Source organism: Candidatus Competibacteraceae bacterium (genome assembly GCA_016713505.1).
GTDB lineage: Bacteria > Pseudomonadota > Gammaproteobacteria > Competibacterales > Competibacteraceae > Competibacter_A.
Genome location: JADJPA010000001.1, coordinates 1,446,075 through 1,465,084 on the forward strand (window position 1 = coordinate 1,446,075; position 19,010 = coordinate 1,465,084).

Below are 19,010 nucleotides of genomic sequence, written 5' to 3' on the forward strand. Positions count from 1 at the left end.
CGGGATTCTCGACCCGTCGCTCAAGTCGTCGGAATACGCTGGTTCAACACGGCGTCGATCAGGCCGTACTCAACCGCTTCGGCTCCGCCCATGAAATTGTCACGGTCGGTATCGACCGCGATCTTTTCGACTGGCTGAGCGGTATGCCGGGCCAGAATACGGTTCAAGCGATCCCGCACCAGCAAGATTTCGCGGGCGTGGATATCGATATCGCTAGCTTGCCCCTGAAATCCGCCCAAGGGCTGGTGGATCATGATGCGGGAATGCGGCAGACAAAAGCGCTTGCCGGCGGCGCCGCCCGCCAACAGCAGCGCGCCCATGCTGGCCGCCTGGCCCACGCACATGGTGCTGACGTTGGGCTTGATGAACTGCATGGTGTCGTAGATGGCCAAGCCCGCGGTGACCGCGCCGCCGGGCGAATTGATGTAAAAGTGAATGTCCTTATCCGGATTCTCCGCTTCCAAAAACAACAGTTGCGCCACCACCAGATTCGCCACGTAATCCTCGACCGGGCCCACCAGAAATACCACCCGTTCCTTGAGCAGGCGCGAATAAATATCGTAGGCCCGCTCGCCCCGCGCGGTTTGCTCGATCACCATCGGCACGAGATTGAGGGCGCGGATGGTGCTGGAAGAGCCGTGCTCGCTCATTCGGATAACTCCTGGGGCAAAGATTCCACCGACGGTTTTGGTTCGGGCTTCATGATCTCGGCGAAGGTGCTGGCCTTCTCGGCGACCTGGGCCCGCTCCAACAACCAATCCACGATCTGATCTTCCAGCACCAACGCCCGCACGTTGTCGAGCGCGCGCGGCGTTTGCTCGTACCAGCGCAGCACCTCGGCCGGGTCCTGATAAGTGGACGCCATATTCTCCAGATAATTCCGCACGCGCTGGCTGTCGACCTTGATTTCCTGGGTTTCCGCCAAGCGAGCGATCAACAAGCCCAACGCGACCCGCCGGCGAGCTTCCGGCTCGAACAACTGCGCCTTGAGCTGTTGGGTTTTCTCGTCCTTGCGGTCAGCGGGGAAATACAATTGTCGGGCCAACTGCTCGATTTCATTTTCGAGCAGCACTTTAGGCACCGGAATGGGGTTGGCGTCCAACAACCCTTGCAAGACTTGACGCTTGATCGCCGCTTTGATGCCTTCGCGCAATTCGCGTTCCATGTTTTCACGCAGCGACTGCCTCAGGCCGGTCAGGCCGTTTTCCTTGACATCGAAGCTTTCCGCGAAAGCCTCGTCCACCTCGGGCAGGCACGCTTCTTCGACCGCCCGGACCTCGATTTGGAAATGGGCGGTTTTTCCCGCAATTTCCTTGGCTTGGTAGGCTTCGGGAAAGGTGAGATCGAACTCGGTCCGGGCGTTTGCGCTCAACCCGACCAGCCGATCCTCGAACTCCTTGAGCATCGCGCCCTTGCCCAATACCACGTCGACGTTATCGCCCTTGCCACCCGCGAAGTTCTGGCCGTCGATGGTGCCTTCGAAGTCGATGCGGACCCGATCGCCTTCGGCGGCCGGGCGCTCCACCGCATTCCAGACCGCCCGCTGCTGGCGCAAGGTTTCGAGCATGGTGTCCACGTCCTGCTCGGCGACTTCCGCGCTCGGCCGTTCGACGCGGATGCTTTCAAAACCGGTTGGATCGAATTCGGGCAGCACCTCAAAGGTGGCGGAGTACTCCAGATCTTGCCCGTCTTCCAACGCCTTCGGCTCGATTTTCGGACCGCCCAGCGGATTGAGTTTTTTCGCGGTCAAGGCTTCGCGCAAGCTATTTTCCATCAGTTCGCCGACCGCTTCGTAGCGCACTTGGTCACCGTAGAGCCGGTTGACCAGCTTGAGCGGGGCCTTGCCCGGACGAAAACCGTCCACCTTGACCCGCCGGGACAGGGACTGGAGCCGATCCTGAATTTCCTTGACGAGCCTTTCCGCCGGAACCTGCACGGTCACCCGGCGCTCCAGCTCGCTCAGCGTTTCAACTGAAACCTGCATCGATACACCTCAAACCTGTTGATCGTTGTTGATCGGCAAACCAGTCGTGGCGGTACGCTCCCACCGGGAGCGCGGATCGGGCGATAGCATCCCCGAATGCGCGGCGTGGATGGTGCGAAAGGAGAGACTCGAACTCTCACGGGTTACCCCACTGGAACCTAAATCCAGCGCGTCTACCAGTTCCGCCACTCTCGCAATCAGACGCGATTTACCAGAAAAAAACCTAAAAAAACCCGACGCGGCGGCACCGCTACTCGTGACGAGTATACAGGACAACCCTCCCCCTCGAAATAGAAACCGGGCGACAATAAGACCCTTAACGGCTGAAGCAAAAGGAAATGGAAGAGGCTAGAGCTTCGAATATTGGAGATGGTGGGCCGTGTAGGACTCGAACCTACAACCAATTGATTAAGAGTCAACTGCTCTACCAATTGAGCTAACGGCCCAAAAAAGTCTGAAACCTTAAAACGACTGCTCGAAAAGCCAGCGTATTTGGGGTGGACGATGGGACTCGAACCCACGACGACCGGATCCACAATCCGGGGCTCTACCAACTGAGCTACGTCCACCATCGAAACCACGGTCGGCCGGGGTCTAGCGCGCCCGGCAGGACTCGAACCTGCTACCCTCAGCTTAGAAGGCTGATGCTCTATCCGCATGAGCTACGGGCGCGGTGTCGCGAATCGCCACCTGCCAAGCCGCCGATTCCGGCGATGGTCGGGGTAGAGGGATTTGAACCCCCGACACCCTGCTCCCAAAGCAGGTGCGCTACCAGGCTGCGCTATACCCCGTTATCAATCAAAACCGGCAGCCGCATTCCATGCAGGATTGGGGATTTTATTTTTGATCTCCACCAGCGTCAAGATCGTTTTTATTCCCGCCGCCAAACCGTGCCGTTCGAGGTGTCTTCAAGCACGACCCCAGCCCCCTGCAACAGGCCGCGAATTCGGTCGGCCTCCGCCCAGCGCTTGGCCTGGCGGGCGGCGGTACGCTCGGCGATCAAGGCGTCGATCCGCTCCGGGCCGTATGGGGATGTCGTTAGTTCGGCGGTCATGACTTCGCCACTCCCGGCTTGTAAGTAAAGTTCCGCATCCGACTGCAATAAGCCAAGCAGCCCACCCAGATAGCGCAAACTGGCACCTGACCGCGCCGCCTCCGTCGGATCTTCGGGCCGCAACCGGTTGGTTTCGCGCGCCAAGTCGAATAACACCGCCAGCGCTTCAGGGGTATTGAAATCATCGTCCATGGCCTGTTCGAAGCGGGCGCGCCACGCTGCCTCAGCGGGGGCCTCCACCACCGGCAAGCCGCGCAGCGCCGTGTACAATCGAGCCAATGAAGCCTTGGCTTGTTCCAGGTTGTCGTCGGCGTAATTCAGCGGCCCGCGATAGTGGCTGGACAGGATGAACAGCCGCACCACCTCCGGCTGATAGCGTTGCAACACCTCGCGCACCGTGAAGAAGTTACCCAGCGATTTGGACATCTTTTCTTCGTTGATCTGCACGAAGCCGTTATGCATCCACACGTTCACGTAGCGCTGGCCGCTGGCCGCTTCCGACTGGGCGATCTCGTTTTCGTGATGGGGAAATTTCAGATCCATGCCGCCGCCGTGAATGTCGAAATGCTGGCCCAGGCAATGCGTGGACATCGCCGAGCACTCGATATGCCAGCCGGGCCGGCCATTTCCCCACGGTGAATCCCAGCCGGGCTCGTCGGGCTTGGCGGCTTTCCACAACACGAAATCGAGCGGATCGCGCTTGGCCTCCTCGATTTCGATTCTGGCGCCGGCCCGCAAATCCTCCAGTTTCTTGTTGGCCAGTTGCCCGTAACGCTCGAACCGGCCGACCGTGTAATAGACATCGCCGCGTGCGCCGACATAGGCAAAACCCTTGGCGATCAAGGTTTGAATCATGGCGATCATGTCAGCCATCGCCTCGGTGGCGCGGGGCTCGTGGCTCGGCGGCAGAATGCCGAGCGCGGCCAGATCCTCGTGCATGGCTTGAATGAACCGCGCGGTCAACACCTTGAAATCTTCACCGTTCTCGCGAGCGCGCTGGATGATCTTGTCGTCGATGTCGGTGATGTTGCGAACGTAGGTCACCTCGAAACCCCTGGCGCGCAGCCAGCGCACCACCACGTCGAACACCACCATCGCGCGGGCGTGCCCCACATGGCAGTAGTCGTAAACCGTCATGCCGCACACATACATCCGCACTTTGCCCGGCTCGATGGGTTGAAACAGCTCCTTTTGGCGGCTTAGGCTATTGAAAATCTGCAACATGGACGACTCTCTCGAAAAAGGCTGGGGCGATCGGGATGATGGAATGAACAGGCGTCCGCAACCGGTCGAGCTCAGCAACACGCTCGCAGGCGACGCCGGACCGTGTCCGGGGGCAGCAACGCCAGAATGCGGGCCAGTTCGGGGCCGTGGGTTTCTCCGGTCAGCGCCGCCCGCAACGGCATGAACAGCGCTTTGCCCTTGAGGCCGGTTCGCTGGCGCAGACCGGCAACCAGCGTCGGATAGTCGGCGCCGTGCTGGGCGTAGGCGGCGAGCGCGTGCGCGAAGAACTCGGCGCCCGCGGCGCCGGTGACCGCCGCGCTTTCGGCGCCGGGCGTCAAGTCCGCACCGAACAAGCGCTCCGCCCAAAACAGCGCATCGTTTGGGAAGCGGCTGTTGGGCCGGACCGTCTCGATGAACTCCGCGCTCAGCGCGGCCGGCACTCGCGCCCGCACGGCCGCGCCCGCCCACTCCCACAGCCGCGCCGACGCCGCGTGCTGGACCGCCTCGCTTTGCCAGTGCAGCAATTGTGCTTCATCGTAACGGGCCGGGGCGCGGCCTAGATGCGCGGTCGAAAACTCCGCCGCCAAGACCTCCGGCGCCATCCAGACATCCCGCGCGTAGGCGTGACCGAGCCGCGCCAGATAGTTCAACACGGCTTCCGGCAGATAACCGCTGGCGCGCAATTCGCGAATGCTGAGATCGCCGGCGCGCTTGGACAAAGGCCCGCCGTCGGCCCCGACGATCAGCGCCAGATGACCGTAGCGGGGCGCGGACAATGCCAGCGCCTCCAACAGCAGCAACTGACGGGGCGTATTGGCCAGATGATCCTCGCCGCGCAGCACCTGCGTAATTCCCATCAGGGCATCGTCCACCGCGTTAGCGAAAAAGAACTGCGGCGTGCCATCGGCCCGGCGAATCACGAAATCGCCGATGTCGTCGCTGGCGAAACGCTGCGGGCCGCGCACCAGATCGGTGAATTCGACCGCCCGACCCGCCGGCACCCGAAACCGCAGCGTCGGCTGCAAGCCGCGTTCGAGCCGCGCCTGGCGTTCGTCCGCGCCCAAGCGCGCGCACGTACCGGTATAGCGCGGTGGTCGGCCGGCCGCCAACTGCGCTTTGCGGCTCAAGGCCAATTCGGCCGGCGTGCAAAAACACGGATAGCTTTGCTCCGAACCCTCCAGCCGTCGGTAATACCGCGCATAGATCGCCGTCCGCTCCGACTGCGCGTAGGGCGCTTGCGGGCCACCGACCTCCGGTCCCTCCCGCCAGTCCAGTCCCAGCCAGCGCAAATCCTCCAGCAAGGCGTCGACAAACTCCGCGCGGCTGCGCTCCCGGTCGGTGTCTTCGATGCGCAGCAAAAACTGCCCGCCATCGCGCCGGGCCAACAACGCATTGAACAAGGCGGTGCGCACGTTGCCAAGATGTAGAAAACCCGTCGGGCTGGGCGCGAACCGCGTTTTGACGTGGGTGATGGTCATAGTGAAATCATGGTAACGGAAAGCGCCCACCGTCACCAAATCTGGCGGTCGGCGTCATCTCTGACTATCATCCTGCTCTGATCTTTATAACCAGGACCTTCTACCAATGCGAATTCGATCCCCGTTACTGGCTGTGACTGTTCTCGGTTTGCTCGGCGCGGTCGCTCAGGCCGGCCCCCAGGTCCGACTGAATACCAGCCTCGGCGCCATCACCGTGGAGCTGGCCGACGACAAGGCCCCCAAGACGGTCGAGAACTTTCTCGCCTATGCGCGCGATGGCTTTTACAACGGCACTATTTTTCACCGCGTCATCGACGGCTTCATGATTCAGGGCGGCGGTTTCAGCGCCGACTTCAAACAGAAACCCACCCGCGCGCCGGTCGCCAACGAAGCCGATAACGGCCTCACGAATGTACGGGGCAGCATCGCCATGGCCCGCACGTCCGACCCCCAATCGGCCACTGCCCAATTCTTCATCAACGTCAAAGATAATCCGGCTCTGGATTACCGATCAGCGACACCGCAAGGTTGGGGTTATGCTGTATTTGGCAAAGTCGTCGACGGTATGGAAACGGTGGATAAAATCCGCAAGGTCGCCACCGGCGCCGGCGGCCCCGGCGGCGGGTTCTCCGATGTACCGGCCACGCCGGTCCTCATCAACACGGTCGAACTGATCGACCGACCGGCCACGCCAGCGGCCGACACCGCCAAAAAACCTTAAAATAACCCGTTAAAATAGTGAGTTAAACGCATGATCAAGCTTCATACGACCCTTGGAGTCATCGGCCTCGAACTCGACACCGCCAACGCGCCCGCCACCTCCGCCAACTTCTTACAATACGCGCGAGACGGTTTTTATGAAGGCACCCTCTTTCACCGGGTGATCCCCAACTTCATGATTCAAGGCGGCGGCCTCGAACCGGGCATGACTCAAAAATCGACCCGCGCGCCCATCCGCAACGAAGCGGACAACGGCCTGAAAAATCAGACCGGCACCATCGCCATGGCGCGCACGTCCGACCCGCATTCCGCCACCGCGCAATTTTTCATCAACGTCAAAAACAACGATTTCCTCGACCACCGCAGCCCGACCAATCAAGGCTGGGGTTATTGCGTGTTCGGACGCGTGGTCGAAGGCATGGAGGTGGTCAACGCCATCGCCAAGGTACCGACCACCAGCCGGCGCGGCCACCAGGATGTGCCCGTCGACGACGTGGCGATCACCCAGGTGGAAATCAGCGGCGAATAAACGATCATGGCCACGTGGTTCATCTCCGATCTGCACCTCGATCCGACCCGACCGGCGACGACGGCGCTCTTGTTGGCTTTTCTGGAACAACAGGCCAGCCAAGCCGACGCTTGTTATATCTTGGGCGATTTATTCGAGGCGTGGATCGGGGATGACGACGACGCCGAACTGGCCAACCATGTCACCGCGGCCCTGTACCGCCTGACCGGTTCCGGCGTTCCGGTGTATTTTCTGCATGGCAACCGCGATTTTCTGATCGGCGAGCGCTTTGCCGCCGCCAGCGGCGTTCGGCTGCTCCCTGAACATCAGGTTATTGATTTATATGGTGAAACCGTGCTGGTCTTGCACGGCGATACCCTCTGCACCGACGACCTGGACTACCAAGCCTTCCGCGCCAAGGTGCGCGATCCGGCCTGGCAGGCGCAACTGCTGGCGCTACCCTTGACGCAGCGGCGGGCGCTGGCCGGCCAGCTCCGAGAAACCAGTCGGCAGGCCACCCAACAGAAGGCCGCCGATATCACCGACGTCAACCCCGCCGCCGTGGAGCAGGCGCTGCGCGAGCACGCCGTCCGGCGGATGATCCACGGCCACACCCACCGACCCGCCGTTCACGACTGGACGTTCGACGGTCTGCCGGCGCGACGGGTGGTGCTGGGTGATTGGCACGGGCACGAAAGCCTGGTGTTACGTTGCGAGGCGGACGGCTGGCGTTTGGAAACCTTGCTTCAAGCCGATACTCAAAAGCGATGATCTTGCTCTCTCCACCTCACGTCCGTTCGCTGGCGCGCAATGAGCCGGGCACCTTCCCGGCATTGATGGATTTATACGAGTGCAATTACATCAACATGCGCCGGCTGATTCCGACGCTTCCGAAACAGCCTGTCGCCTTGGTGTCCCACATACCGGACGGTTTGGACCTGCACCTGCGGCTGATCGAACGTTTTCGCTATACCAGCGAGCTGAGCCTGACCTACTATTTTAGCGAGCGTGATGGCCTTTTCCCAGAACCCGATCTGCGCATTCGCATCTATCACGATGCGCGGCTGGCCGAAGTGTTGAATGCCCAACTCCGCCGCTTTCCCGCATTCGATTCGGAGCTATTCAGTTTTCAGCACGCTGATGGCACGCTCCTCCATCGGCGTTGGCAGATCAACCGGTTCCTGTTCAAATGGCTGAATTACTGCCTGCGCCAAGGCCACCGCTTCAGCGAAATCCCCTCCCCCTCACTTGTCGGTTCGCCATCCACTCTTAAAATTTAAGGCTATTTTTTCTTGAATAGTTGACTAATATTGTCGGCTACTATATTTTCCATACTCAATAGTCAGGAATTAGTGCTTGTTATTTTCATCAGGTCACCAGCAGGGTCATACTTATGAGACTTTCAACGAAAGGTCGGTATGCTGTTACTGCAATGATGCATTTGGCGATTCATGACCGCTACGGTCCTGTCACGCTTGCCGAAATTTCCCAATGTCAGGGCATCTCCCTCTCCTATCTGGAGCAATTGTTCGCCAAACTGCGCAAGCGTAGCCTGGTTGAAGGCGTGCGCGGTCCGGGCGGCGGCTATCGGCTGGCGCGGTTCCCCGATCAGATCACGGTTGCCGATATCATCAGCGCCGTCGACGAACGGCTGGACGCCACCCGTTGTTTCGGCCACGAGAATTGCCAGGAAGGCCGGCGGTGCTTGACGCATGAGCTGTGGACCGATCTGAGCCGGCAGATTTTCACCTTCTTGGAAGGGATTACGTTGGCGCAGTTCGTGGAGCGGCCGGCCGTCTGCGAAGTGGTGCGCCGGCAAAATAGCACGCGGCGGCGCGAGCGCCATTCCCACGAGCCGATACCGATAGCTGTCGCCGTCGTATGAGCGATCTCACCATGGCATGATGCGGTTGCCGATCTACCTTGATTATGCCGCGACCACGCCGGTCGACCCACGGGTAGCGGCATTGCTGGGCCAGCATCTGACTCAGGACGGCGTTTTCGGCAATCCTTCATCCAGCACCCACGCTTTCGGCCGAACGGCCGCGCGAGCGGTTGAGACGGCGCGAGCACATGTCGCTGCGCTACTTCAGGTCGAGCCCCGCGAAATCATCTGGACCTCGGGCGCGACCGAAGCCAACAATTTGGCTCTGCGCGGCGCCATGCGCGCATACGTGCGACGCGGCCGCCACCTCATCACTAGTAAAGCCGAACACAAAGCGGTTCTCGATGTGTGCCGGCACCTGGAAGCAGACGGTTGCTCCGTCACCTACCTGGACCCTGACCCCAACGGCTCGATCACTTGCGAACAGGTCGCTGCCGCCTTTCGCCCTGACACCGTTTTGGTGTCGCTGATGCACGTCAACAACGAAACCGGAACGGCCCAGGACCTAGCCGCCATCGGTGCCTTGACGCGCGCGCGCGGGATTTTGCTACATGTCGATGCGGCGCAAAGCGCCGGCAAGCTCCCGCTCGAACTCAGTCGCTCACACATCGACCTGCTCAGCCTCAGCGCTCATAAACTGTATGGCCCCAAGGGCATCGGCGCCTTGTTCGTGCGGCAGCGCCCGAATCGAGTGCGGCTGGAGCCGCTGTTGTTCGGCGGCGGTCAAGAACGCGGTTTGCGGGCTGGCACCCTGCCGGTCCACCAAATCGTCGCCATGGGTGAAGCCTGTCGGATTGCCGGTATGGAAATGGGAGAAGAGCGCGCGCGCCTCCAGCAACTGCGCGATCAGCTGTGGCAGGCGCTGGCGGGTTTGGGCGCCGTCACGCTGAACGGGCATCCCGAACGTCATTGGCCCGGCATCCTCAACCTCAGCTTTACCGGCATCGCCGCCGAAGCGCTACTGGCGGCCGTTCCCGACATCGCCCTTTCCACCGGTTCCGCCTGCACCTCCGCCAACACCGAACCGTCGCACGTGTTGCGAGCCATGGGTTGTGACGCGCTTCGGGCGCGCGGGGCGATCCGTTTCAGTTTGGGCCGTTTCACGACGGCTGCGGAGATCGATTACACCCTTCAAGCCATCACCCCAGCGGTCGAGCGACTGCGAGCCTTGTCACCCTTCTGGATGGCGGGCAAGGCTACGACAGTAGACCCGATAGCTTGGGCGCCACCGGCCTGAAGGCCGTATCATGGCTTGTTCGATGCGCCGGTTACCGCGCCCTTTTGAGGTCAGCGCCAATGACTCTTAACGAGCAACGCCTGATGGTCGAACTGATCCGCACCCGACGCTGGGCCGCGCTGGCAACCCAGGGTGTGGACGGTCCCGAGGCCTCGTGGGTCGCTTATGTCCCGGAAGCCGACTTCAGCGGCTTCCTGCTGCACCTCAGCACGCTGGCGGCCCATACCCGCAACCTGCTGGCCCACCCGCGCGTCGGCCTGGCGATCAGCGCTCCGGAAGGAGCTGAGGAGGACCCGCAGACGTTGGCGCGGGTGATGATCCAGGGCGACCTGGCCACGATTCCCCGGACCAGTGAGGATTATCGACAATCCGCGGCGCGTTACCAGGAGGGGCTGCCGGCATCGCTACCGCGCTTTGATTTTGACGATTTTTTATTGTTGCGCTTGAGTCCGTTGCGGGTTCGTTTCGTCGGCGGCTTCGCCCGTGCTTACACGCTGGATGGGCCGGATTTGCAGGCGGCCCTTCAACGCACCAGTTGATTGAGATCGAAGATCGGCAGCAGGATGGCCAGGACGATGATCAGCACCACCCCGCCCATCACCAGAATCAGCACGGGCTCGAAAATCCCCAGCAGCGCGGCGATCAAGGTCTCCGTTTCGCGCTCCTGTTGGATCGCCGCTCGCTCCAGCATGTTTTCCAGCCGGCCGCTGGCTTCTCCGCTGGCGATCAACTGCACCGTCATCGGCGGAAAGTAGCCGCTGGCGCTGATGGCCTTGTGCAGGCTGGCCCCTTCCTTGACCCGCGCCGCAGCCTGCTCCACCGCCTCCCGCATCGGCAGGTTGCTGACGACCTGCGTCGAGATCCGCAACGCCTCCAGCACCGGCACGCCGCTCGCCATCAAAATGCTGAAAGTCCGGGCGAAACGCGCGGTGTTGGTGCCGCGCACCAGCCGCGCCACCAACGGCAGCCGCAACAGCGCCCGATGGACTCGTCGCCGAAAGCCGGACCGCCGCAGCGCCAATACCCACGCGCCCGCGCCCGTACCCAGGACCAACAACAACAGCCAGCCGTTCTGCCGCAGAAACTCGCTCAGTGCGATCAAGCCACGGGTCAGCGCCGGCAACTGCTGGTTGAGGCTGCTGAACACCTGCACCACCTGCGGCACCACATAAGTCAGCAGGCCAGCCACCACCAAGACCGCAACGCCGGTCAACAGCAGCGGATAAAACAGCGCCAATCCGACTTTCTGGCGCATCTGCTGGCGGGCTTCGGTGTAATCGGCCAGTCGCTCGAACACCACTTCCAGATGGCCCGACTGCTCGCCGGCCGCCACCGTCGCCCGATAGAGTTCCGGAAAGACTTGCGGGAAATCGGCCAATGCGTTCGCTAGCGTATGCCCTTCCAACACGCGCGTGCGCACCGCCAGCATCAAACCGCCTAACCGCGCCCGGTCGGCTTGGCGCGCCACCGCGCCCAGCGCTTCTTCCACCGGCAAACCCGATCCCACCAGCGTGGCCATCTGTCGGGTGATCAGCGCCAGATCGGTCGCGCTGATCCGCAGGCCCCAAACCTGCCGGCTGCGCCGCCGTTCCCGGCTGGCGACTTCCTCGATCCCCAGCGGGTTCAAGCCGCGTTCCCGAAGCACCTGACGGGCCAAACGTGGCGTGTCAGCCTCGATCAACCCTTTGGCTTGGTGGCCCTTTGCATCGAGTGCGAGATATTGAAAGGCGGGCACTAATCCTCCTGCGTCACCCGCACCAATTCCGCCAGCGAGGTGTCACCGGCCAGCACCCGGCGGCGGCCGTCGTCACGGATGCTCGGACTGAGCTGGCGGGCGTAGCGTTCGAGGTCCAGTTCGCCCCGGCCTTCGTGAATCATGGTTTGCATGGCCTCATCCACCACCACCAACTCAAAAATCCCGGAGCGCCCGCGATAGCCCGATTGGTTGCATTGATCGCAACCGGCGGGCGTGTAAATGGTCGGTGGGACGGTCGGATTGACCCCCAGCACCTCACAGTCGCTCGGAGTGGCGTGATGCGGGCGCTTGCAGCTGGGACAAAGCCGGCGCACCAGCCGTTGCGCCAACACGCCGACCAGCGAAGACGACAGCAGGAACGGCTCCACCCCCATGTCGCGCAAGCGGGCGATGGCGCCGACCGCGCTGTTGGTGTGCAGGGTCGAGAGCACCAGATGGCCGGTGAGCGAGGCTTGCACGGCGATTTCGGCGGTTTCCAGATCGCGGACTTCACCGACCATCACCACGTCGGGATCCTGGCGCAAAATGGCGCGCAGGCCGCGGGCGAAGGTCATCTCGACTTTGGTGTTGACCTGAGTCTGGCTGATCCCATCGAGGTAATACTCGATCGGATCTTCCACGGTCATGATGTTGCGCTTGCGGTCGTTGAGCCGGGTCAGTCCCGCATACAAGGTGGTGGTCTTGCCGGAACCGGTGGGGCCGGTCACCAGGAGGATGCCGTGCGGACGCTGGATCAGGCGGATCAAGCGTGACTCGCTGCCCGGCTCCATACCCAAATGGCGCAAATCAAGCCGGCCTTCGCGCTTGTCCAACAGACGCATCACCACCCGTTCGCCGTGGCCGGTCGGCAAGGTCGAAACCCGCACATCCACTGGCCGGCCGGCTACCCGCAACGAAATTCGGCCATCCTGCGGCAGCCGCTTTTCGGCGATGTCGAGATGGGCCATGACCTTCACCCGAGACACCAACAGCGGTCCCAGCGCGCGCGGCGGTTGGAGCGCTTCGCGCAGCACGCCATCGACCCGAAACCGGATCATTAGGCGATTTTCAAAGGATTCGATGTGAATATCGGAGGCGTTCTCCTTGATCGCGCCGGTCAGCAACGCATTGATCAAGCGGATGATCGGGGCATCATCGGCGCTTTCTAGCAAATCTTCCGGTTCGGGCAGGCTGAGCGACACTTGGTCGAGATCGATTTCCTCGCCCAAGTCCTCCATCATCCGGGCCGCACCGTCGCTGTCGCCTTCGTAGCTGTCTTGCAACATCCGTTCGAAATGATCCGCCGCCACCATCACCGGCCGCAGCGGGATATTCAGAAAGCGCCGCAATTCAGTCAGGCTGTGCGGGTTGATGCCGGGTCGATAAGCGACGGTGACCTTACCGTCTTCTTCGTCCACTACCAGCACGCCGTGGCGTTTGGCAAAAGCGTAGGGCAATTGCCGGGTCGCGTTTGATTCGCTCTCCTTCAGAGCGGGAGGCGGGGGCTCAGCACTCATTTGTTGCCGAAACCGAAATCCGCGGGCTCGGCCTCCGACTGACGCTTGGGGACTGGCGGCGCTGGCACGGGAGCAGCGGACTCTTCGCGCGCCGCCGGCGGTGGCGGTGGCGGCTTATCCAGGGGTGGAATCGCGAGCACCGTACCTTGCCGCTTCACGTCATGTTCCGGCTTGAGCAGCGGGGGTTGTTCGCCGGGTAAGAGATAATCGACGCCTTTCTCGCGGGCGGCGAGCTGCTGGTCGCGGATATAGCTGTATTTATCGCTGGAATACAAGGTGCTTTGCACCGGATCGCGCAAGATCACCGGATGCAGGAACACCATCAGGTTGCGCTTGAGTCGGTTGGTATTGCGGTAGCGAAACAGGTTGCCGACCATCGGAACATCACCCAAAACCGGCACTTTTTGCGCGCTTTCGCTGAGGTTTTCGTCGATCAGTCCGCCCAAGACCAAAATCTGCCCGTTCTCCACCAGCACCTTGGTTTTGATCGAGCGCTTGTTGGTGGTGGGCCCTTGGGTCGCGGCGTTGGCGGACGGCACTACGTTGGAGACTTCCTGGGCGATTTCCAGTTTGACGGCGTTGCCCTCGTTGATCTGCGGCTTGACCTTTAACGTGATACCGACATCCTGCCGCTGGATGGTTTGAAACGGCCCGCCCGATTGCAGGGTATTGTTATTGCTCGTACTGGTCGCCGAACTGGTCGTCGAGGTGGTATAGGTGCCGGTCACGAACGGCACGTTTTGGCCGACCACGATTTCCGCCTCCTCATTGTCCAGCGTCACCACGGTCGGCGTGGACAGCACGTTGGTATCGGCGTCCTTGGCCAAGGCGCCGAGCAAAATTCCGAAGTCGCTGCCGCCAACGCCCAGCTGCATTCCTTTGGGAATAGCATCAAGCGTCGCCGAGGGTACGGACACATTATTTCTTAAAGCCGAATCCACCGTTCTTCCCACGCCGAGCACGTTGGCCAGGCTGCTGGCGCCGGCGTCGAAATTGGTGAAGCCGATGGCATGGTTGCCCCCCACGCCCCATTGCACGCCCAATTCGGCGGTCTTCTCGGCGGAAATCTCAGCGATGACCGCTTCAACCAACACTTGCGCGCGGCGCACGTCCAGTTGGGCGATGACTGTACGCATGGATTGGATCAGTTCGGGCGGCGCGGTGATCACCAGCGAGTTGGTCGCCTCATCGGCCTGAATGTCGATCAAACTGGCGGCGCCGCTACTGCTTCCACCCGGCGGTGGCGCCTGACCTTGTCCGGGCATCGGCGCATTGCGGACGATATCATTGCTCAGATTTTTGCTGACCCCCTGCAATACGTTCACCAAATCCTTGGCCTTGGCGTACCGTAAATAGACGACTTGGGTGTTACCGCCGCTGTCCACCGGCGTATCCAAATGGGAAATCAAGGTCCGCAATCGCAGGCGCGACACCTTGTCTCCGCTGAGCAGAATGCTGTTGGTGCGCTCGTCCGCCACCAGCCGCGGTGGGGTGCCGACGGCGGCGGCCGGATCGCCCTTGCCCCGGTTCTGCTCCAAGGTGGAGAGCACGCGCACGATTTCATTGGCCGAAGCATGGCGCAACGGGACGATTTCGATTTCTTCGTTGCTGGCCAAATCGATCCGGCCGATGATGCTGGCGACCCGCTCGACGTTGGCGGCGGTATCGGAAACGATCAAGACATTGGTGGGCGTATAGGCGGCCAAATGGCCTTGGGGGGGTATCAACGGGCGCAGGATCGGCACGATCTGGGCGACCGAGACGTTCTGAACCTGAATGATCCGGGTCACGATCTGGTCGGGCTCGATGACCTTGCGCCCATCGATGGTGGGGATGCTTTCTTGCTTGGCCCCGGCCGCCGGAACGATCTTGACCGTGTTGCCGCTGGGAACGGCGGCGAAGCCATGCACGCCCAGCACGGCTAGGAAAACCTCATAGAGTTCTTTTTCATCCATCGGTTTGGAGGACACGATGGTCACCCGGCCCTTGACGCGCGGGTCGACGATGAAATTCTTGCCGGTGAGAACCGACATGCTCTCCACCAGGGCATTGATATCGGCGTCCTTGAGATTGAGCGTCACCGGAGCGGCATGGGCCGTAAGGACCAACAGCCAAACCAACACCAGCGCGCCCAAAACCCGGCCGGATGTGAAGGGCCTGCAAGAAGAGAGCTGTCTGCTCAACCAGTTATTCATCGTCATCGCCAATCGTCGCGCCGGATTCACGCCAGCGTTCGCTAGTCGCTCATTGAACGGTGGGCTTGCCCAAGGAAACCGCCAAGGGAATCTCAGTGCCGTGTCGTAGGACCCGCACATCGATCCGTCCGGCATCCTTCAATCCCTGTAAGACGGAAAGGCCTTGCAGGGGGTTGTCAAAGCGGGTGCCATTGACTTCCGTTATGACATCGCCGCTGTCGAGGCCCAATTGTTTCATCAACTGCCGGACCCGCCCCGGCCGCAGTCGGAATCCGAGAAACCGGCCGTTTTGCCCGGACGGGCTAGCGAGCGCCAGATCTTGCAAGACCTGGGATTGATCGGCCGCGCCGTGCAGTCGGGAGGCGATCATGGCCGCGTTGATCGGTTGTGGGTTCGCATTCATCGATTGTTCGGGGAGTTGGCCCGGTGCTTCGGCGGGCGCAGGAGCGTCGCCGGGCAACACCGGCGGCATGTCCCCTGAGGCGGGCGACCGGTCGGCGCTGTCCAACCGGGGAAGATTCAGAGTGTCTTGCTGGCCGCCGTGAGAGATGATGACGCTATCGCGCTGGATTCGATCCAGCCGGGCTCCGCCAGGCAGTTCCTCGCCGCTCCGATAACTCCGTTCCAGGCCGCTCCCTTCCGCGATGAGCGCCAAGGCCTTGCCGCCCCGCTCGATGAAAAACACGCCGACCAAGCGCAGATTGAGCGGAGTGACCGACGCTGGGGGCGGGGGAGCTTCAACGAGTCGGGGCGCTTCCATCTGCCCGAACAGATGCCAAGCGCCGACCGCGGCATAATCGGCCGGCTGCTGGGTGATCGCCATCTCACTGGAAGGCGATCCCGGCGCTGGCGCGGCGCTGGCCGGCAGCGGCAAGCGGTTCCACAGCATCGCCGCCGCCAATTCCGCCAGCGCGTAAGCCAGCGCCACTACTAACAGGGCGTTGACAACAACGACGGTCGGTCGCAACCAAGCATCGGATCGAGCCAGCGCCGGTCCGATGCGCTTTTCCGCTGCCAGCAAGACATTTTGTAAAAAATTCGCCAACTTTCACACTCGAAGTGGCCGCTCGATGAGGGAGGAGCATAACAAAAAACCACGGCGTCCCGCGTTGATTTTTTGCCGGCCCCAGCGAGCGAGTTCCCGCGCGTCTGGCGGTTGCGGGCTAGGCATGTCCCCGCGCTCGCGCTCGCGGTTTCACCACGGCCATGGCGGGAGTCTGAAGCGCCGGCTTGGAGCGCACCCCGATCACCCGCCCGGACTGCGGCGGTCGCGGCAGTTGCAGGTGCTCGGCCATCACTGCGCCCAATCGATCCAAAACCCCCACGGGCATCACCGCGCTGTGTCGCTCGGCCAGATCCACATGGATGACCATCAATTCGCTGGTCGCCGATAAAAAGCCTCTTCGCGCGTGATACAGCCGGTGGAAATAATGGATGCGCTTGCTATCGAAACCCAACAGTTGCGTGGTGATGCGCATCGGATCTTCAGCCATCAGCTCCCGTTGGTAGTTGACATGGGTCTCCACCACGAAAGCCGAGCACTTTTCATTGTCCCGATAATCTCGCCCCATCCCTAAGAAGTCCATGAAGGCATCGGTGGCGCGATCGAACGCCAGCACGTAATAAGCCACATTCATATGGCCGTTGTAATCAATCCACTGAGAAGGTACGACATCGGTATACAGGCACAGAGGAGATTCAACCCGCATAATAGTCAGTGACTCATCGCTGTCCGAGGGAAAGGCGCGGTACGCTACCTGCTTTTGGCGCGTTGCGCAATGATGACTACACGAGACGCCTTGGAATAATTTTTCTTGTTGGCAACCCTCGAATTGGAAGGCGGACACATCCCTCAACCGGCTGAGGGGACTCATGGAGCCGTTCTCCTCGATAATGGCACTCAACGTCTTTAAAACGTGTTGGCCGCCGAACCTAACCTTACCTATAGGAACGAACATGTCAATGAGCGGACGCATATTAATTGTGGCCGGATCGGATTCCGGCGGCGGGGCGGGGATTCAGGCGGATGTCAAGACGGTGACGGCGCTCGGCGGTTACGCAGCAACCGCGATCACGGCCCTGACCGCGCAGAATACGCAAGGGGTATTTGGGATCGTCGGTATCGATCCGGCTTTCATCGCCCAGCAGATGCAATTGGTGCTGGAGGACATCGGCGCGGATTGCATCAAGACCGGCATGTTGCACAACGCCGCCGTCATCGAAACCGTAGCCGAGGTGTTGGAGCGCGCGGCGGCCGGCATTCCGGTGGTCGTGGACCCGGTAATGTACGCCAAGGGCGGAGACAGCCTGCTCGATCCGGCGGCGCGCGAAACGCTGGTCCGACGCTTGTTGCCGAAAGCGGCCCTCATGACACCCAATGTCCGCGAGGCTGAAGCGCTGAGCGGTCTGGCCATCCGCCAGCCCGACGATTTGGCGAGGGCGGCCCGGCAGCTTTTGAAACTCGGCCCGGCGGCGGTCTTGGTCAAGGGTGGCCATCTAGCCGGCGCGACTGTCACCGATTGGCTGGTCTGGCCTAACAGCTCCAAAGCGTTCACCACCGCACGCATGACCGGCCGTAATACCCACGGCACCGGATGCACGCTGGCTTCAGCGATCGCGACCGGATTGGCGCAGGGCTTAACGCTCAGCAGTTCGGTCGAACGGGCGCTGGCTTACGTCCGAGAGGCGATCCGCACCGCGCCTGATCTTGGCAAGGGCTGCGGCCCCTTGAACCACGGCCATACGGTGCGTTATTGAAGTGGGACGGCCAAACCGAGCGCGTTTGATAACATTTCCGATCCTAAAAGGATGCTGCCTTACTGTCTTTTTCCTTATAATACAAAAAGATATAATAAAAACCAAACAACTGCGCCCCTCTCGATGGCGCTCCCGAAAAAATATTTCGGGAGCGCCATCGAGAGGGGCGCGAGTTCGATCAGGGCAACCTAAGAATTATTTCTTCGGCGCGCGGTAACCGGCTTGCTCGGCGGCTTCCGCGCTCGCAAAGCACAATTTAGCCTTGGTTTTCGCGTAGTTCCTGCCTTCGGGCGCATGGTAGATCTTGGATCTGGAGCCTTTGATTGGCGCCGATTCCGGGCAAGAACCATCTGGATTGCCAGAGACACCCGCCGCTCCCGCAGTCACGGGAGCCGGCTTGGCGCTTGACGTCGCGGGGGCCGTCATGGGCATTGCCGGTTTGGTGCCCGGCAGCGCAGGAGAGGTCATGGGGACTGCCGGCTTGGCGCCCGGTAGCGCAGGAGAGGTCATGGGGACTGCCGGCTTGGCGCCCGGTAATACCGGAGGAGCTTTCAAGGGCGGCGGGCTGACCCCTGTTTCGGCCGATTGCGCCGCGCCAACTCCTCCAAGCGACATAACCAGAGCGGCTACCAACAACCCGTTGCGTGATGATTTGAGATGCTCGATCAACATGCTGTCATACCTCCTGTTGCTTCCGTTGTAAGTCGGTGCATTAT

Annotated in this window: 18 protein-coding genes and 5 tRNA genes; 8 read left to right on the top strand and 15 right to left on the bottom strand. The window is 61.5% G+C overall.

What is annotated here, in order from left to right:
• Positions 1-20: 20 nt before the first annotated feature.
• The 9 genes from clpP to IPK09_06645 form a co-directional block, all read right to left on the bottom strand.
• A complete protein-coding gene (clpP, locus tag IPK09_06605) occupies positions 21-650 on the bottom strand; it encodes an ATP-dependent Clp endopeptidase proteolytic subunit ClpP (GenBank protein ID MBK7983286.1) in 630 nt (209 codons plus the stop codon).
• Positions 647-1,984, bottom strand: a complete 1,338-nt coding sequence (locus IPK09_06610) for a trigger factor (protein MBK7983287.1) — start codon at positions 1,982-1,984, stop codon at positions 647-649. The genes clpP and IPK09_06610 overlap by 4 nt, the downstream gene beginning before the upstream one ends.
• Positions 1,985-2,094: 110 nt before the next feature.
• Positions 2,095-2,179: transfer RNA gene (locus IPK09_06615), tRNA-Leu, on the bottom strand.
• Between the two features lie 175 nt (positions 2,180-2,354).
• Positions 2,355-2,430 (bottom strand) — tRNA-Lys (locus IPK09_06620).
• A 47-nt stretch (positions 2,431-2,477) separates the two neighbouring features.
• Positions 2,478-2,553 (bottom strand) — tRNA-His (locus IPK09_06625).
• Between the two features lie 29 nt (positions 2,554-2,582).
• Positions 2,583-2,656, bottom strand: a tRNA-Arg gene (locus IPK09_06630).
• A 42-nt stretch (positions 2,657-2,698) separates the two neighbouring features.
• A tRNA-Pro gene (locus IPK09_06635) sits at positions 2,699-2,775 on the bottom strand.
• Between the two features lie 80 nt (positions 2,776-2,855).
• The gene (locus IPK09_06640) at positions 2,856-4,262 is read right to left on the bottom strand and encodes a cysteine--tRNA ligase (protein ID MBK7983288.1); all 1,407 of its coding nucleotides are present in this window, start codon (positions 4,260-4,262) and stop codon (positions 2,856-2,858) included.
• A gap of 71 nt (positions 4,263-4,333) precedes the next feature.
• Positions 4,334-5,740, bottom strand: coding sequence for a glutamate--tRNA ligase (locus tag IPK09_06645; protein ID MBK7983289.1), 1,407 nt, complete (start codon positions 5,738-5,740; stop codon positions 4,334-4,336).
• 106 nt (positions 5,741-5,846) lie between these two features.
• Here IPK09_06645 and IPK09_06650 point away from each other — a divergent pair, with 106 nt between their 5' ends.
• From IPK09_06650 to IPK09_06680, 7 genes are all read left to right on the top strand, one after another.
• Entirely contained in the window at positions 5,847-6,461 is a 615-nt protein-coding gene (locus IPK09_06650) for a peptidyl-prolyl cis-trans isomerase (protein MBK7983290.1), read from the top strand.
• A 30-nt stretch (positions 6,462-6,491) separates the two neighbouring features.
• Positions 6,492-6,989: a peptidyl-prolyl cis-trans isomerase gene (locus IPK09_06655; GenBank protein ID MBK7983291.1), complete on the top strand. Its 498-nt coding sequence runs from the start codon at positions 6,492-6,494 to the stop codon at positions 6,987-6,989.
• 6 nt (positions 6,990-6,995) lie between these two features.
• Positions 6,996-7,739, top strand: a complete 744-nt coding sequence (lpxH, locus tag IPK09_06660) for a UDP-2,3-diacylglucosamine diphosphatase (GenBank protein MBK7983292.1) — start codon at positions 6,996-6,998, stop codon at positions 7,737-7,739.
• Entirely contained in the window at positions 7,736-8,248 is a 513-nt protein-coding gene (locus tag IPK09_06665; protein ID MBK7983293.1) for a DUF1249 domain-containing protein, read from the top strand. Before lpxH ends, IPK09_06665 begins: the two co-directional genes overlap by 4 nt.
• A gap of 113 nt (positions 8,249-8,361) precedes the next feature.
• Entirely contained in the window at positions 8,362-8,853 is a 492-nt protein-coding gene (locus IPK09_06670) for an Rrf2 family transcriptional regulator (GenBank protein MBK7983294.1), read from the top strand.
• Between the two features lie 19 nt (positions 8,854-8,872).
• Positions 8,873-10,090: an aminotransferase class V-fold PLP-dependent enzyme gene (locus IPK09_06675; protein MBK7983295.1), complete on the top strand. Its 1,218-nt coding sequence runs from the start codon at positions 8,873-8,875 to the stop codon at positions 10,088-10,090.
• 59 nt (positions 10,091-10,149) lie between these two features.
• Positions 10,150-10,629 carry a pyridoxamine 5'-phosphate oxidase family protein gene (locus IPK09_06680; GenBank protein MBK7983296.1) on the top strand — a complete coding sequence of 160 codons (480 nt, stop codon included), beginning with the start codon at positions 10,150-10,152 and terminating at the stop codon, positions 10,627-10,629.
• Here the strand turns inward: IPK09_06680 and gspF are convergent.
• The 5 genes from gspF to IPK09_06705 form a co-directional block, all read right to left on the bottom strand.
• The gene (gene gspF, locus IPK09_06685) at positions 10,614-11,825 is read right to left on the bottom strand and encodes a type II secretion system inner membrane protein GspF (GenBank protein ID MBK7983297.1); all 1,212 of its coding nucleotides are present in this window, start codon (positions 11,823-11,825) and stop codon (positions 10,614-10,616) included. The two genes, IPK09_06680 and gspF, sit on opposite strands and share 16 nt — an antisense overlap.
• Positions 11,825-13,342: a type II secretion system ATPase GspE gene (gene gspE / locus IPK09_06690; GenBank protein ID MBK7983298.1), complete on the bottom strand. Its 1,518-nt coding sequence runs from the start codon at positions 13,340-13,342 to the stop codon at positions 11,825-11,827. The genes gspF and gspE overlap by 1 nt, the downstream gene beginning before the upstream one ends.
• Entirely contained in the window at positions 13,339-15,537 is a 2,199-nt protein-coding gene (gspD, locus tag IPK09_06695) for a type II secretion system secretin GspD (GenBank protein ID MBK7983299.1), read from the bottom strand. Before gspD ends, gspE begins: the two co-directional genes overlap by 4 nt.
• A 49-nt stretch (positions 15,538-15,586) precedes the next feature.
• Complete coding sequence (locus IPK09_06700; GenBank protein ID MBK7983300.1) at positions 15,587-16,582, bottom strand: hypothetical protein; 996 nt, start codon at positions 16,580-16,582, stop codon at positions 15,587-15,589.
• Positions 16,583-16,700: 118 nt separating this feature from the next.
• Positions 16,701-17,246 carry a thioesterase family protein gene (locus IPK09_06705; protein MBK7983301.1) on the bottom strand — a complete coding sequence of 182 codons (546 nt, stop codon included), beginning with the start codon at positions 17,244-17,246 and terminating at the stop codon, positions 16,701-16,703.
• Between the two features lie 253 nt (positions 17,247-17,499).
• Between IPK09_06705 and thiD the strand changes: the two genes are divergently transcribed.
• Positions 17,500-18,294, top strand: a complete 795-nt coding sequence (gene thiD, locus IPK09_06710; GenBank protein ID MBK7983302.1) for a bifunctional hydroxymethylpyrimidine kinase/phosphomethylpyrimidine kinase — start codon at positions 17,500-17,502, stop codon at positions 18,292-18,294.
• Positions 18,295-18,489: 195 nt separating this feature from the next.
• Here the strand turns inward: thiD and IPK09_06715 are convergent, their stop codons facing one another.
• On the bottom strand, positions 18,490-18,966 hold the full coding sequence (locus IPK09_06715) for a hypothetical protein (GenBank protein MBK7983303.1): 477 nt from the start codon (positions 18,964-18,966) through the stop codon (positions 18,490-18,492).
• Between the last annotated feature and the right edge of the window lie 44 nt (positions 18,967-19,010).